The sequence below is a fragment of the Pseudomonas sp. R3-41 genome (assembly GCF_054161485.1).
The window spans coordinates 1,094,880-1,110,351 of sequence record NZ_CP096421.1; the positions used below are offsets into that span (position 1 = coordinate 1,094,880).

The window sequence follows — 15,472 nt, forward strand, 5'->3', positions numbered from 1 at the left end:
GTGGCCTGGGGCTTTGTGGGAGCAAGGCTTGCCCGCGATGCAGGTAACGCGGTCTCTCAGAAATCGAGGTGCCTGTTTCGCGAGCAAGCTTTGCTCCCACAGTCCAGCGGCGCAAGGACTCGATGCACCAGGGCAATCGAGTCGTTTGGCCTAGCAATTCAGGCGTTTGTCGATCAACCCCTCCACCACGCTTGGATCGGCCAGGGTCGAGGTGTCGCCAAGGCTGTCGAGTTCGTTGCAGGCGATCTTGCGCAGGATGCGCCGCATGATCTTGCCCGAGCGGGTCTTGGGCAACGCCGGCGCCCACTGGATCAGCTCCGGCTTGGCGAAGCTGCCGATTTCCTTGCTGACGTGAGCCAACAATTCCTTCTTCAGCTCATCATTGGCCTCCACACCGTTCATCGGCGTGACAAACGCATAGATGCCCTGGCCCTTGAGGTCGTGGGGGTAACCGACCACGGCGGCTTCGGCGATGCTGTCATGCAACACCAGGGCGCTTTCCACCTCGGCGGTGCCAATGCGATGCCCGGAGACGTTGATCACATCGTCGATGCGCCCGGTGATCCAGTAGTCGCCGTCTTCGTCGCGGCGCGCGCCGTCACCGGTGAAGTAATAACCCGGGTAGGGCTTGAAGTAGGTGTCGACCATGCGTTGATGGTCGCCGTAGACACTGCGGATCTGCCCCGGCCAACTGGATTTGATCGCCAGCACACCGCTGCCGGCACCGTTGATTTCCTTGCCCACCTCATCCAGCAAGACCGGTTGCACGCCGAACATCGGCCGTGTGGCGCAGCCTGGCTTGAGCCGTGGGGCACTGACCAACGGGCTGAGCATGATGCCGCCGGTTTCGGTCTGCCACCAAGTATCGACAATCGGGCAGCGCTGTTCGCCGACCACGTTGAAATACCATTCCCACGCCTCCGGGTTGATCGGCTCGCCGACGCTGCCGAGCAATCGCAGGCTTTTGCGGGACGTTTCCTGCAACGGTCCGGCTCCTTCACGCATCAACGCGCGCAGGGCGGTCGGCGCGGTGTAGAAGATGTTGACCTGATGCTTGTCGATCACTTGCCAGAAACGCGAACTGGTGGGGTGGCTCGGCACGCCCTCGAAGATCAGCGTGGTGGCGCCGTTCGCCAGCGGGCCATAGACAATGTAGCTGTGGCCGGTGACCCAGCCGACGTCGGCGGTGCACCAGAACACCTCGTTGTCGCGGTAGTCGAGCACGTACCTGAACGTCATCGCCGCTTGCAGCAGATAGCCGCCGGTAGTGTGCAGCACGCCCTTGGGTTTGCCGGTACTGCCTGAGGTGTAGAGGATGAACAGCGGGTCTTCGGCGTCCATCGGTTCGGGCGGGCAATCGTCGCTGATGTCGTGCATGGCCTGGTGATACCAGAGGTCACGACCTTCCACCCAGTCCACTTCGCCCTGGGTGCGCTCGACCACCAGCACGGTGCTGACGTTCGGGCAGCTTTCCAGGGCCTTGTCGACGTTGCGCTTGAGCGGTATGAAGCGCCCGCCGCGTACACCTTCGTCAGCGGTGATCACGGTGCGGCAATCGGCGTCGAGAATCCGGTCGCGCAGGGAGTCCGGCGAGAAGCCGCCGAACACCACCGAATGCACCGCGCCGATGCGGGTGCAGGCGAGCATGGCGTAGGCGGCCTCGGGGATCATCGGCATGTAGATGCAGACCCGATCGCCTTTCTTCACGCCACGGCTTTTCAGCACGTTGGCCAGGCGGCAGACATGATGGTGGAGTTTCTTGTAGGTAATTTGTGCCGATTCGGCAGGGTCGTCGCCTTCCCAGATGATCGCGATCTGGTCGCCCCGTGTGTCCAGGTGACGGTCGATGCAATTGGCGCTGACGTTCAGCTTGCCGCCGGCGAACCAGGTCGCGTCGCCATTCTTGAGGTCATAGCGCTGGACGGTTTGCCAGGGCGTCATCCAGTCGAGAAAGCGCGTGGCCTGCTCGGCCCAGAAGGCGCTGGGGTGTTCGATGGATTCCTTGTAGAGCCGCTTGTACTCGTCCTGACTCAGTTGCGCAGCCCGGCGGACGGCATCGGCGTGGGGGTACTGGCTGATATCGAACATGACGGTTCCTTATTCTTGTTTTGCGACAAGATATAAAGATGCGCCCAGTGAATATTCAGTTCAAGTTGTTCATGGAGCCCGTGTGGGAGCGGGCTTGCTCGCGAAAGCGGTGTGTCAGACACATTAATGGCAACTGACACACCGTCTTCGCGAGCAAGCCCGCTCCCACAGGAGGAATGCAAACCCAGGGATCAGCCGCGATGACGCCCGCGGAAGTAGTTGATCAAGCCTTGGGTCGAGGCGTCTTCGGCCGGGTTTTCTTCGCTGCCTACCAGGCGGTTGTAGACGCCCTTGCCCAGTTCCTTGCCCAGCTCCACGCCCCATTGGTCGAAGGCGTTGATGCCCCAGACCACGCTCTGCACGAACACTTTGTGTTCATACAGCGCCACCAGTGCGCCGAGGCGACGTGGGCTGATGCGTTCGACCACCAGGGTGTTGCTCGGACGGTTGCCCGGGATCACCTTGTGGGAGGCCAGTTTCTGCACCTCTTCTTCGCTGGCGCCCTTGTCCCGCAGCTCGGCTTCGGCCTCGGCGCGGGTCTTGCCCAGCATCAGTGCCTGGCTCTGGGACAGGCAGTTGGCGTACAGCCACTGGTGATGGTCGGCAACCGGGTTGAAGCTGACGATCGGCACGATGAAGTCGGCCGGGATCAACTGGGTGCCCTGGTGCAGCAACTGGTGGTAGGCGTGCTGGCCGTTGCAGCCAACGCCGCCCCAGATGACCGGGCCCGTGTCGGTCGACACCGGGGTACCGTCCTGGCGCACGCTCTTGCCGTTGGATTCCATGTCCAATTGCTGCAAATGCTTGGTGATGTTACGCAGGTAGTGGTCGTACGGCAGGATCGCATGGCTCTGCGCGCCCCAGAAGTTGCCGTACCACACGCCCAGCAATGCCAGCAGCACCGGCATGTTCTGCTCGAACGGGGCGCTCTGGAAATGCTGGTCCATGGAATAGGCGCCGGAGAGCAATTCCTTGAAGTTCGACATGCCGATGGCCAGGGCGATCGGCAGGCCGATGGCCGACCACAGCGAGTAACGCCCGCCAACCCAGTCCCACATCGGGAAGATGTTTTCTTCACGGATGCCGAAGGCCACGGCGGCGGCATTGTTGCTCGACACGGCGATAAAGTGGCGATACAGCTCCGCCTCGGAACCACCCTGGGCCAGGTACCAGGCGCGGGCGGCCTGGGCGTTCTTCAGGGTTTCGAGGGTGTTGAACGATTTCGACGAGACGATGAACAGCGTGGTTTCGGCGCGCAGTTTCATGGTCAGTTCGTGGAACTCGCTGCCGTCGATGTTCGCCAGGTAGTGGCAGCGAACGCCTTTGTGCGTGTAGGACAACAGCGCTTCGGACACCAACTGCGGGCCGAGGAAGGAACCACCGATACCGATGTTCACCACGTCGGTGATGGGCTTTTCGGTGTAGCCGCGCCACAGGCCGTCGTGAATGCGGCCGACCAGGTCAGTGATCTGGTTCAGCACTTTGTGCACGTCCGGCATCACGTTGACGCCATTGACCAGCAATTTGTCCCCCACCGGCCGACGCAGGGCGGTGTGCAGGGCAGGGCGGTTTTCCGAGGCGTTGACGATTTCGCCTTCGAACAGCGCCTTGATCGCGCCCTTGAGGTCGACTTCGTTGGCCAGGCCCACCAGCAGGTCGCGGGTCTGGGCGTTGATCAGGTTTTTCGAGTAGTCGAGAAACAGACCGCAGCTCGACAGGGTGAATTGTGTGAAACGCTGCGGATCGGCATTGAACGCTTCGCGCATGCTGAAATCCTGCATGGCTTTGCGGTGGTCATTCAGCGCTTGCCAGGCTGGCAGAGCGGTCACGTCATGAGGGGTTCGGTAATACGCCATCGCTGCGGGTTTCCTTTTTACTTGAACGACCTTTTGTACACGAAAAATTCCGGCGCGGCTCGAGGTGGGCGTCCGGACACTGCATCGACACGATCGCCAGACACAGGGCGACTACAGTAAACCTCGCGTTGCGATCTGTCTTGACTTTGTCTGACTGGTTCCCGGTACTTTTTTATACATCGAGGATGGGAAGGGGTCGACAGACGGAAGCGCGGTGAGGTCTTGCGGGCAAACTGAATTGCTGTGGGGCGAGCCTTGTGGGAGCAAAGCTTGCTCGCGACGATGCGGTCACATTCAACGCCTATGTCGACTGTCAGACCGATATCGCGAGCAAGCTTTGCTCCCACAGGCACCTGCTCCCACAAGGGGGCTTCAGGCGGGCGTGTCGAGATCCAGATGCAGATTGTCGATCAGGCGCGTGGTGCCCAGGAAGGCGGCGACCAGAATCACCAGGTCGCGGTCCTCGCTCGACGCCGGACGCAAGGTCTTGGCGTGACGGATTTCCAGATAGTCGGGACGCAGGCCGACGGCTTCGAGTTGCTTGAGCTGCGCGCCGATCAGCGCCGGGAAATCCCGCTGACCCTGCTTGATTGCCTCGGCGATCTGGTTCAGGGCGCGATAGACCACGGGCGCGACGGCGCGTTGGTCCGGGCTGAGGAAACCGTTGCGTGACGACAGCGCCAGGCCGTCTTCGGCGCGAACGGTCGGCTCGCCGATGATCTGGATCGGCATGTTCAGGTCATGGACCAGGGCGCGGATCACCGCCAGTTGCTGGAAATCTTTCTGGCCAAACACCGCCAGGTCAGGCTGGACCATGTTGAACAGTTTGCTGACCACCGTCGCCACACCCTCGAAATGCCCGGGACGGCTGGCGCCGCACAAGCCTTCGGACAATTGCGGAACGCTGACCCGGGTTTGTCCGGTCATGCCGTCGGGGTACATCTCTTCGACGCTGGGGGCGAACAGCAAGTGGCAGCCGGCCTGGAGCAGTTTTTCCTGGTCGGCCGCCAGGGTGCGGGGATATTTGTCCAAATCTTCGCCGGCGCCGAATTGCAGCGGGTTGACGAAAATGCTCGCCACCACGAAGTCGGCCCGTTGCGCAGCCTTGGTGACCAACGCCACATGCCCGCTGTGCAGGTTGCCCATGGTTGGCACGAAGGCAATGCGCTTGCCTTCGCCGCGGGCACGGGCCACGGCGGCCCGCAGTTCGCGTACGGTTTTGACGGTGTTCATGCAGAAAACCCGTGTTCGGTGCCCGGGAAGGTCGCCGCCTTGACTTCAGCGACGTAGGCACTCAAGGCGCCGTGGATAGAGGTTTGCCCAGCCATGAAGTTCTTGACGAACTTGGGCACGCGCCCGGTGATCGATAATCCGAGCATGTCGTGCAGCACCAGTACCTGGCCGTCGGTAGCGCTGCCGGCGCCGATTCCGATCACTGGAATCTTCACCGCATGGGTGATTTCTTCAGCCAGCTCGCTGGGCACGCATTCGAGCAGCAACATCGCCGCGCCCGCCTGCTCCAGGGCAATCGCATCGGCGCGCATTTGCCGCGCCTGGTTCTCATTGCGGCCCTGGACCTTGTAGCCGCCGAGGATATTCACCGCTTGGGGAGTCAGGCCCAGGTGCGCGCACACTGGAATGCCTCGCTCGGCCAGTAGCCGAATCGAATCGGCCAGCCACAACGCGCCTTCGACCTTGACCATGTGGGCACCGGCCTGCATCAGCATGGCGCTGTTGGTCATGGTTTGCTCGAGGGTGGCGTAGGCCATGAACGGCAGGTCGGCGAGAATCAGCGCATCGGTGTTACCACGTTTGACGGCGGCCACATGGTAGGCCATCTCGGCGGTGGTCACCGGCAGCGTGCTGTCGTGACCTTGCAGCACCATGCCGAGGGAATCGCCCACCAGCAGCACTTCGACACCGGCCTCGTTGCAGGCGTGGGCGAAGGTTGCGTCATAGCAGGTCAGCATGGTGATTTTTTCACCTTTTTGCTTGAGACCTTGCAGCGTGGTCAGGGTAATAGCTGGCATGAAAAAGTCCTCATTAGGCGCTCGAATTCAGGCGCACCTTCTATGCGTGGTGCTTGTAAGGCCTGGATTACGCCCATTAGCGCCGCGTTGGCGGCGACGGGACGCCTATAGTCGTGAGGAGCACTCGGGAAGTCAATTGGATGTGTTACCGCCGGGTGTTACCGGGGTGACTGATGCGTTTCAGCTTGGGATGGGGTGGCAGTTGCTGATGATGCTGGACCTGCGGGCCTCTTCGCGAGCAAGCCCGCTCCCACATTGGATCTTCAGCGGACACAAACTTTGTGTACCACACAGATCTACTGTGGGAGCGGGCTTGCTCGCGAAGGCGATCTAACAGTCGACATCTTCAGGCCAGGGGCTCCCTTAGGCTGCATCAGTTTGGAGGCAAGCGTTCCAGGCCGACGAATGGGCACGCCGCAAGCAGATCCTCGAGCAGGCGCCCATCGGCCAGGCGCAGGTCGGCGGGGGCCAGTTCGGCCAGCGGGTAGAGCACAAAGGCCCGGGCCTGCATGTGGTAGTGGGGAACCTTGAGGCGTGGCTCGTCGATCAGGCGATCACCGAACAGCAGGATGTCCAGGTCCAAGGTGCGCGGCCCCCAACGTTCGAGACGTTCGCGACCCTGTCCGGTTTCGATGGCTTGCAGCGCATCGAGCAGGTCCAGCGGTGCCAGGCGGCTGTCCAGCGCTGCCACCGCGTTGGTGTAGCGCGGCTGGCCGGGGAGCAGGGAATCGCTTTGATAAAACGCCGAGACACCTACCAGTTGCGTGTCAGGCAACTGCGCGAGCGCCTGGACGGCGCTGCGCAATTGTTCGGCGGGTTCGGCGAGGTTGCTGCCCATGCCGATGTAGATGCGTTCCATCGATTATTCGCCCGAAGCGCTCGGTTCACTGGCCCGTTTACGCTTGGCACCGCTGCTGCGACGACGCTTGCGTGGGCCGCTGGCGCCATCATCCTTGCCGCTGAGCTCGCGAATCATGTCGCGACGCTCGCTGTCGTTGGCGTCCTGGTAATCGGTCCACCATTCGCCCAAGCCATCGGTCTGCTCGCCTGCGCTTTCACGCAGCAGGAGGAAGTCGTAGCCGGCGCGGAACCGCGGGTTGTCCAGCAGCAGGTCGGCACGTTTGCCGCTGCGCCGTGGCAGGCGCTCCTGCATGTCCCAGATCTCGCGGATCGGCATCGTGAAGCGTTTTGGAATGGCGATGCGCTGGCACTGTTCGGCGATCAGCTCGTGGGCGGCTTCCTGCATCGCCGGGATCGGCGGCATGCCACGGTCTTGCAGGCGCAGCACCCGGGCCGGCAGGGCAGGCCAGAGCAGGGCGGCGAACAGGAACGCCGGCGTCACCGGCTTGTTCTGCTTGATGCGCAGGTCGGTGTTGATCAGCGCTTCGCTGATCAAGGTGTGGGTATAGGTCGGATTGTGCTCCAGGGCCTCGGCACTGGCGGGGAACAGCGGATCGAACAACTGCAAGTCCACCAGCATCTCGAAGGTATCTGCCGCGTTGCCCGACAGGAACAGCTTGAGCACTTCCTCGAACAGACGGGCCGAGGGGATTTCTCGCAACATCGGCGCCAGTTCGCGAATCGGCATGGCACTGTGTTTTTCGATGCCGAAATCCAGCTTGGCGGCGAAACGCACGGCCCGCAGCATCCGCACCGGGTCTTCCTGGTAGCGTTGCTTGGGATCGCCGATCAGGCGGATCAGGCGATTGCGGATGTCGTGTACACCGTTGGCGTAATCGAGGATGCGTTCGCTGACCGGATCGTAATACAGGGCGTTGATGGTGAAGTCGCGGCGTTGCGCGTCTTCTTCCAGCGTGCCGTAGACGTTGTCGCGCAGGATGCGCCCGCTCTCGTTGCGGGAAGACTGGTTGCTGTCCTCCTCTTCATCGCTCTGCGGGTGATTGGCCCGGAAAGTCGCCACTTCGATGATTTCGCGGCCGAAATGGATATGGACCAGCTTGAAGCGCCGGCCAATGATCCGGGCGTTGCGAAACTCGGCCCTTATCTGTTCCGGCGTGGCGCTGGTGGCAACGTCGAAATCCTTGGGAGTGATGTTGAGCAGCATGTCGCGCACGCAGCCACCGACCAGGTAAGCCTGGTAGCCGGCGTTCTGCAAACGTTCGACGATGTTCACCGCATAACGGCTGAACTGGGCCTTTTGCAGTGAATGCTGGCCGCTGTTGAGCACTTCAGGCGTGCTGCGAATGTGTTGCGTACGACGCAAGGGAGAACGGAATGACTGGAACAGCTTCTTCAGCATGGGATGCACTGTTTGAAGGAATGTTCGGCCAAAAACGAAGAATGACCGCATGATGGGCGGGGATTCTAGCATTTAGTCGAGGGATGGTGTAGGACAGAGGAGTTTTGGGCTGCAAGCTTTCAGCGATAGGCATGTAGGCTGCGGGGAAGGCGGGACGACAGAAACCACAAGGGGAGCCGAAGCTCCCCCAGAATTAGTTGCGTGCTCTGTTTTTATTATTGGTTTCGGGCTTCTTGTTTTTGTTGAGTGCCCGCGCCACGAGGTTTTCCCTTCGTGACCCTCCCAATCGGGAGCCAAGAGCAAACGGATTGCTTTGGTCGCTGTGTTGCAGTGATCAATCGATCCAACCAGTTCAGGCACCTGTCTTGAGACAGTTTTTATTGTTCTCGGCCTGGTTGTGGGGCAAGCCCCAAATACAACGCCTCTCCAAAAGAATCAGTTAGCTGCGCCTCTCGCCGTCTTGTTTTTATTGTGCGTGAGTCGATTCGTCTTATTTTTATTGTCTTTTGCATTGCTTGTTATTGTTCTTGTACCAAAGCTATAGCAGGGTGCGTGCCAACTTTTGCGAGACCCAGCGAAACCGGGGGTTCTAGGGTTATAGCCATTTTTCCGGGGCGAAAAAAAGCCGGGGTTTCGTTACCGTAAGCCCCGGCTTCTGTTACGTGAAAAAGACTGGGGTAACAGTTTTTTCACATTCAGTGGTGTTACCCCCACACCTCAGCTTTCGCTGGTCGCTCCAGTCTTGCGTCGTGGAATCCCCAGGCGCTGACGACGTTCCCACAGGCACTTGCGACTGACGCCCAGCTTGCGTGCCAGTTCGGTTTCGGTCATGTGGTCCTGGTGCTCGAGGACGAAGTGCTGGAAGTAATCCTCCAGGGACAGGTCTTCGGTAGGTTCGTGGCTGGTGTTGTTGGCGCCGCCGCCCTGTTGCGGGGCCAGGCCGATGAATTCTTCGTCGTCCAGGTCACTGAGCTCGATATCGATGCCCAGCAGGTCGGCGGAAATTTCCGGGCTCTCGCACAGGATCACCGCCCGCTCGACCGCGTTTTCCAGCTCTCGAACGTTACCCGGCCAGGCGTAATGACGAATGGCCTGCTCGGCGTCCGGGGCGAACTTGAGGTCGGTGCGGTTGACCCGCGCGCTCTGGCGGGCCAGAAACGCCTGGGCGATTTCATTGACGTCGGCGCCACGCTCGCGCAGGGCAGGGAGCTTCAAGGCGATCACGTGCAAGCGGTAGTACAAGTCTTCGCGAAATTGGCCAATTTTCGCCAGGCTCTTGAGGTCACGGTGGGTGGCCGCGATCAGGCGGACATCGACCTTTTGCGACTGCACCGAGCCGACCCGGCGGATTTCGCCTTCCTGGAGCACCCGCAGCAACCGCGCCTGGGCTTCCAATGGCAGCTCGCCGATTTCATCGAGGAACAACGTACCGCCGTCCGCCGCTTCCACCAGCCCGGCACGCCCGGCGCTGGCGCCGGTGAACGCGCCCTTCTCGTGACCGAACAGTTCGGACTCGATCAGGCTTTCCGGAATCGCCGCGCAGTTCACCGAAATCATCGGTGCCTTGGCCCGGCGCGACAGGTTATGCAGGGCACGGGCCACCAATTCCTTGCCGGTGCCGGACTCGCCCTGGATCAAGACGTTGGAGTCGGTCGGCGCGACTTTGCGGATCTTGCCGTACAGGTCCTGCATGGGCGGGCAGGAGCCAATGATGCCGATTTCGCCGTTATTGTTGCTGGCGCCGGCTTTCGCCGAGGCGCTGGCCTTGCCGATGGGTTCCGCAGGATTGCTGGTCGCCGCCTGTCGATCCCGCAGGATGCGGGCCACGGCCTGGAGCATCTCGTCGTGGTCGAACGGTTTGGCAATGTAGTCCACCGCGCCCATTTTCATGGAATCGACCGCCGAGCGCAGGCTCGCGTAGCTGGTCATGATCAGCACCGGCGTGCCCTGGCCGAGCTTGATCAGCTCGGTGCCCGGGGCGCCAGGCAGGCGCAGGTCGCTGACGATCAGGTCGAACGTGGGGATGCTGAAACGTTCTTGTGCTTCCTGCACTGAACCGGCTTCGCTGACCTGGTACTGGTTGCGTTCCAGCAGGCGGCGCAAGGCGGAGCGGATAATTGTTTCGTCTTCGACGATCAAAATGTGCGGCATTGATTCGATTCTCTCGACGGTCTCAGTTCACAGCGGACGTCGCTTCGACATGACGCGGCAAGGTCACCCGGATACGGGTGCCGCGTTGGCTCTGAACATCGGCCGGGCTGTCGATGGTGATTTGTCCATAATGCTCTTCAACGATGGAATAGACCAGTGCGAGGCCCAGACCGGTGCCTTCGCCAGGATCCTTGGTGGTGAAGAAAGGTTCGAACAATCGGTCCATGATGTTCTGTGGGATACCGCTGCCTTCGTCTTCGACGATCAGGTCGATCGTGTGTTCGAAAGCTTCGCTCTTGACCCGCACCGCGCTGCCGGCCGGTGAGGCGTCCCGCGCGTTGGAGAGCAGGTTGATCAACACCTGGGCGAGCCGCTGGGGGTCGCCATCGACCCAGTGCTCCGGGTCGCACAGGTTGAAAAATTGCACTTCGAAATTGCGCCGGTTGAGGGCCAGCAGACCAATGGCGTCCTGGGCCACCTCGGCCAGGCAGACGGGTTCGTCATTGTGTTGGTGGCCGCCAGCATGGGCGAAACTCATCAGCGACTGGACGATGCGCGACACGCGCTTGGTCTGTTCGAGGATCTGCCCACTGATTTCCGTCAGCTCGCCGTCGTCCTCGCGCTCTTCGCGCAGGTTCTGCGCCAGGCAGGCGATGCCGGTGATCGGGTTGCCGATTTCGTGGGCCACCCCGGCGGCCAGGCGGCCGATGCTTGCCAGTCGTTCGGAGTGGACCAGCTTGTCCTCGAGCATTTGGGTGTCGGTCAGGTCTTCCACCAGCAGCACCAGGCCACTGTTACCCGGCGCCAACGGTTCGTCGATCGCCGCTTTGTGCAGGTTCAGCCAGCGGGTCTGGCCGTCGAGGGCCAGGTGCTGTTTGTGCAAGTGCTCGTCCGGCAGGTCGATGAAACCTTGCAACAGGCCTTTCCACGGCTCGCCCAGGGTGCTCAGGCGGGAGCCGACCACGCGCTGGGCGGCGATTCCGGTGAGCTCTTCCATGGCCTTGTTCCACATCAGGATTTCCTGGTCCTTGGCCAGGGAGCACACGCCCATCGGCAATTCCTGCAGGGTCTGGCGGTGGTAACGGCGCAAGGCGTCCAGTTCGGCGGCCAGGCCGGTGAGGCGCGAATGGTAATCCTCGAGGCGGCTTTCGATGAAGTGGATGTCTTCGGTGACATAGTTCTCGCCGCCAGCCTTGTAGGGCAGGAACGTCTCGACCATGTCCTGGGCCACGCTGGGGCCCATCAGTCCGGACAGGTTGGCCTCGATCCGGTCCCGCAGGCGACGCAAGGCGTATGGGCGGCGTTCATCGAAGGGCAGGTAGAGGTCGCGCAGGGCCTGTTCGACTTCCTTTTGCGCGGCCTTGGCACCCAAGGGCTTGGCCAGTTGCGTGGCGAACTCCTGGGGTGAGGCGGCGTGTAACTCGCGGCGCTGCGGGCGACGCACGTTGTCCACCGCACAGGCCTCGGCGGCGCTGGCTTCTTCGCTGCTGGCGTTGGTGAACAGCGAGATCAGGGTGAACATCAGCACGTTCGCCGCCAGGGAAGCGATGGCCGCCATGTGCCAACTGGTGTCGTCGAGCACGTAGATCATGTTCAGCAGCGGAATATAGAAGCCCTGCAGGTTGCCCATCAGCGGCAACAGCATCGCCACCAGCCACACCAGGATCCCTGCCAGCAGGCCGGCGATGAAGCCGCGGCGGTTGGCGGTCGGCCAATACAGCACCGACAGCACGCCGGGCAGGAACTGCAAGGTGGCGACGAAGGCGACGATGCCCAGGTTGGCCAGGTCCTGCCCGTCACCGAGCATCAGGTAAAAACCGTAGCCGGCCATGATGATCGCGACGATCAACGCCCGTCGGGTCCACTTCAACCAGCGATAAATGTTGCCTTCGGCCGGCGGCTGGTAGAGCGGCAGCACCAAGTGGTTGAGGGCCATGCCCGACAAGGCCAGGGTGGTGACGATGATCAGGCCGCTGGCCGCCGACAGGCCACCGACGTAGGCCAGCAATGCCAGGGCCTTGCTGTTGGCGGCGATGCCGATGCCGAGGGTGAAGTATTCCGGGTTGGTGCTGGCGCCCAGCTTCAGGCCGGCCCAGAGGATCAGCGGCACCGCCAGGCTCATCAAGAGCAGGAACAACGGCAGGCCCCAACTGGCGCTCACCAGCGAGCGCGGGTTGAGGTTTTCGGTAAAGGTCATGTGGTACATGTGCGGCATCACGATCGCCGAGGCGAAGAACACCAGCAATAGCGTGCGCCACGGGCCTTCCTGCAAAGGCGTGTGCAGGGCGGCGAGGGCGGTCTGGTTCTGCAGCAGCCAGAGCTCAAGCTGCTGCGGGCCATCGAACACGCCGTACAAGGCATAGAGGCCGACACCGCCGATGGCGATCAGCTTGATCACCGACTCGAAGGCGATCGCAAACACCAGGCCTTCGTGTTTTTCCCGCGTGGCGATGTGCCGGGAGCCGAAGAAAATCGTGAACAGGATGATCAACGCACAGAAGCTCAACGCCACTCGGTGCTGTACTGGCTCGCGGGTCAGGATGCTGATGGAATCGGCCACGGCCTGGATTTGCAGGGCCAGCAGCGGCAACACCCCGACCAGCATGAAGATCGTGGTCAGCGCGCCGGCCCAGGTGCTGCGAAAGCGAAAGGCGAACAGGTCGGCCAGTGACGACAGTTGGTAGGTGCGGGTGATTTTCAGGATCGGGTAGAGCAACACTGGCGCCAGCAGGAACGCCCCTGACACCCCCAGGTAACTGGACAGGAAACCATAGCCGTATTGGTAGGCCAGCCCGACCGTGCCATAGAACGCCCACGCGCTGGCATAGACACCCAGCGACAGGGTGTAGGTCAGCGGGTGGCGGATGATCGCCCGGGGGATCATGCCTCGTTCGCTGATCCAGGCTACGCCGAACAGCACCGCCAGGTAGGCGGCGCTGATCAGGATCATCTGGGTCAGGCTAAAGCTCATCGGCATCTTTTTGGCTCTGCAGGATGAAGGTCACGACAATCAGGATCAGCCAGAGCAGATACGGCCGATACCAGGCACCCGTGGCATCGATCCACCAATCCATGATGGCCGGGGAGAACAGGTAAATCCCCACTACCAGGAGCAGGACCAAGCGATAGATATACATCCCGGCCTCTCTAATTTATGCGCGTGCCCGAAAACGTGCGGCGATGGTAACGGATGGGCGCCAAGCTGCAAGGGCCGTCAACGTATTTGCGCTTCGGGCAGGCTCAGTGTGCGCGGGATCTTGCGCGCATCCCAGTGGCGAATGCCCCAGGCCAGCAGTTCCCGTGGGCTGGCATCGGCCAGTTCGAGGCCCGGTTGCTGGCCCAGTGCTCGCAAGGCCCTTAGCAACAGCGGCGTGGCCTGGTCGGCCGCCAGCGGCGGTGAACGGTAGGATTTGCCAAGCTTGTGCCCGTCGGGCTGGGTGATCAGCGGCACGTGCAGGTAACGCGGTTGCGGCAACCCGAGCAGTTCTTGCAGGTAGAGCTGGCGCGGCGTGGAGTCCAGCAGGTCGGCGCCGCGCACGATATCGGTCACCCCTTGCCAGGCGTCGTCCAGGACCACGGCCAGTTGATAAGCGTAGAGCCCGTCTCGGCGGCGGATCACGAAGTCACCGACCTCACGGCCCAGGTGTTGGCGGAACTCGCCCTGGACCCGGTCGGTGAAGTGGTATTCAAGCTCGGGGACGCGCAGGCGGATGGCGGCGTCCTCGGTGCCGTGCCCGGCATTGCGGCACAGTCCCGGATAAATACCCTGGTAGGCCTCCAGTTGCTTGCGCGAACAGGTGCAGGCATAGGCCAACCCCTGGCTGAACAGCCGGTTGATGACTTGATCGTAGGCGTCATGGCGTTCGCTCTGGCGAACCATCTCGCCGTCCCATTCGAACCCGTAGCTTTCCAGCGCCTTGAGAATCGCCGCTTGCGCGCCCGGCTCCTCCCGGGGCGGGTCGAGGTCCTCCATGCGCAGCAACCAGCGCCCACCCACAGCCCGGGCGTCCAGGTACGAGGCCAGTGCGGCGACCAGTGAACCGAAATGCAAATGGCCGCTGGGGGTGGGGGCGAAGCGTCCGATGTAGGCAGTCATAGGGCGAATGTTACTGGGTCTGGGCGAGAGGCATACAAATCTTGATGCCGAAGCATAATTCCCTTGTGGGAGCGGGCTTGCTCGCGAAGGCGGTGAATCTGTTACATCAATGCTGGCTGATCCACCGCTTTCGCGAGCAAGCCCGCTCCCACATGGGTTCACCAGGCTTGGAGAACTTCGGAAACAAAAAACGGAGCGTATGAACGCTCCGTTTCGGTGACAGCCCCAGCAATTACTTGCCGACCTGTTTTTCCTTGATTTCCGCCAGGGTCTTGCAGTCGACACACATGTCGGCGGTCGGACGCGCCTCCAGACGCTTGACGCCGATCTCGACGCCGCAGGACTCGCACCAACCGTACTCTTCGTCTTCGATCAGTTGCAGGGTCTTGTCGATTTTCTTGATGAGCTTGCGCTCACGGTCACGGGCACGCAGCTCGAGGCTGAACTCTTCTTCCTGACTGGCACGGTCGGCCGGATCGGGGAAGTTGGCCGCTTCGTCTTTCATGTGATCCACGGTGCGGTCGACTTCCTGCATCAAGTCCTGTTTCCACTTGTTCAGGATCTTGGTGAAGTGCGCGCGCATGGGGGCGCCCATGTACTCTTCGCCAGCTTGCGGGACGTACGGCTCAAACCCGCTGAGCGTTTGATTTTGATTTTGCTTTGCTTGGGTGGGCATGAATGGACCGCCTCTACTCTTGTAATCCACTACGCAGGATTGCTCCATCACCGACACCTGCCGGCCCTGCGGCTGCAAGCGGGCGAACTTACCAGATCAAATCGGGCCGCGCTACTCCCGGTTGTCGAGCCTGCGGCGGCCGGGGCTTGTAAAACGTGGCCGGGTTCGCTTCGGTGGGGATGTAAACTGCTCAATGCTTGATTCTAGTCAAGCCTGGGCCAATCGCGGGAGTCATTTCCTGCAATCCGAGGGCTCAGACCGCTTCGGGTTCGTGCTCGTTCCCGCAGTTGTTCCCGAGTTGGGTAGAATCGGTTC

The 15,472-nt window shown here is 61.7% G+C and carries 11 protein-coding genes; all 11 read right to left on the bottom strand.

Going from position 1 to position 15,472, the window contains the following annotated elements:
• Positions 1-150: 150 nt before the first annotated feature.
• Entirely contained in the window at positions 151-2,088 is a 1,938-nt protein-coding gene (gene acs / locus M1D99_RS04925; RefSeq protein WP_458131457.1) for an acetate--CoA ligase, read from the bottom strand.
• Positions 2,089-2,279: 191 nt separating this feature from the next.
• Entirely contained in the window at positions 2,280-3,944 is a 1,665-nt protein-coding gene (gene pgi / locus M1D99_RS04930) for a glucose-6-phosphate isomerase (protein ID WP_186709079.1), read from the bottom strand.
• Positions 3,945-4,316: 372 nt separating this feature from the next.
• Positions 4,317-5,177, bottom strand: coding sequence for a pantoate--beta-alanine ligase (panC, locus tag M1D99_RS04935; RefSeq protein ID WP_458131458.1), 861 nt, complete (start codon positions 5,175-5,177; stop codon positions 4,317-4,319).
• Positions 5,174-5,974 carry a 3-methyl-2-oxobutanoate hydroxymethyltransferase gene (gene panB, locus M1D99_RS04940; protein WP_186709086.1) on the bottom strand — a complete coding sequence of 267 codons (801 nt, stop codon included), beginning with the start codon at positions 5,972-5,974 and terminating at the stop codon, positions 5,174-5,176. The genes panC and panB overlap by 4 nt, the downstream gene beginning before the upstream one ends.
• A gap of 373 nt (positions 5,975-6,347) precedes the next feature.
• The gene (folK, locus tag M1D99_RS04945; protein WP_458131459.1) at positions 6,348-6,833 is read right to left on the bottom strand and encodes a 2-amino-4-hydroxy-6-hydroxymethyldihydropteridine diphosphokinase; all 486 of its coding nucleotides are present in this window, start codon (positions 6,831-6,833) and stop codon (positions 6,348-6,350) included.
• A gap of 3 nt (positions 6,834-6,836) precedes the next feature.
• Positions 6,837-8,234, bottom strand: a complete 1,398-nt coding sequence (locus M1D99_RS04950; protein WP_434703928.1) for a polynucleotide adenylyltransferase PcnB — start codon at positions 8,232-8,234, stop codon at positions 6,837-6,839.
• A 717-nt stretch (positions 8,235-8,951) separates the two neighbouring features.
• Positions 8,952-10,385 (bottom strand): sigma-54-dependent transcriptional regulator, encoded by a 1,434-nt coding sequence (locus M1D99_RS04955; protein WP_434574308.1) that lies wholly within the window; start codon positions 10,383-10,385, stop codon positions 8,952-8,954.
• Positions 10,386-10,407: 22 nt separating this feature from the next.
• Positions 10,408-13,362, bottom strand: coding sequence for a sensor histidine kinase (locus M1D99_RS04960; RefSeq protein ID WP_186709097.1), 2,955 nt, complete (start codon positions 13,360-13,362; stop codon positions 10,408-10,410).
• Complete coding sequence (locus tag M1D99_RS04965; protein WP_003176118.1) at positions 13,346-13,522, bottom strand: hypothetical protein; 177 nt, start codon at positions 13,520-13,522, stop codon at positions 13,346-13,348. The genes M1D99_RS04960 and M1D99_RS04965 overlap by 17 nt, the downstream gene beginning before the upstream one ends.
• A gap of 77 nt (positions 13,523-13,599) precedes the next feature.
• Positions 13,600-14,481, bottom strand: coding sequence for a tRNA glutamyl-Q(34) synthetase GluQRS (gene gluQRS, locus M1D99_RS04970; RefSeq protein ID WP_458131460.1), 882 nt, complete (start codon positions 14,479-14,481; stop codon positions 13,600-13,602).
• A 232-nt stretch (positions 14,482-14,713) separates the two neighbouring features.
• Positions 14,714-15,157 (bottom strand): RNA polymerase-binding protein DksA, encoded by a 444-nt coding sequence (gene dksA, locus M1D99_RS04975; protein WP_186709115.1) that lies wholly within the window; start codon positions 15,155-15,157, stop codon positions 14,714-14,716.
• Positions 15,158-15,472: the final 315 nt, after the last annotated feature.

Coding starts and splice junctions, on each gene's coding strand:
- M1D99_RS04965 (WP_003176118.1), bottom strand. CDS start 13,522: ATGTATATCTATCGCTTGGTCCTGCTCCTGGTAGTGGGGATTTACCTG.
- panC (WP_458131458.1), bottom strand. CDS start 5,177: ATGAACACCGTCAAAACCGTACGCGAACTGCGGGCCGCCGTGGCCCGT.
- acs (WP_458131457.1), bottom strand. CDS start 2,088: ATGTTCGATATCAGCCAGTACCCCCACGCCGATGCCGTCCGCCGGGCT.
- panB (WP_186709086.1), bottom strand. CDS start 5,974: ATGCCAGCTATTACCCTGACCACGCTGCAAGGTCTCAAGCAAAAAGGT.
- pgi (WP_186709079.1), bottom strand. CDS start 3,944: ATGGCGTATTACCGAACCCCTCATGACGTGACCGCTCTGCCAGCCTGG.
- M1D99_RS04950 (WP_434703928.1), bottom strand. CDS start 8,234: ATGCTGAAGAAGCTGTTCCAGTCATTCCGTTCTCCCTTGCGTCGTACG.
- M1D99_RS04955 (WP_434574308.1), bottom strand. CDS start 10,385: ATGCCGCACATTTTGATCGTCGAAGACGAAACAATTATCCGCTCCGCC.
- folK (WP_458131459.1), bottom strand. CDS start 6,833: ATGGAACGCATCTACATCGGCATGGGCAGCAACCTCGCCGAACCCGCC.
- M1D99_RS04960 (WP_186709097.1), bottom strand. CDS start 13,362: ATGCCGATGAGCTTTAGCCTGACCCAGATGATCCTGATCAGCGCCGCC.
- gluQRS (WP_458131460.1), bottom strand. CDS start 14,481: ATGACTGCCTACATCGGACGCTTCGCCCCCACCCCCAGCGGCCATTTG.
- dksA (WP_186709115.1), bottom strand. CDS start 15,157: ATGCCCACCCAAGCAAAGCAAAATCAAAATCAAACGCTCAGCGGGTTT.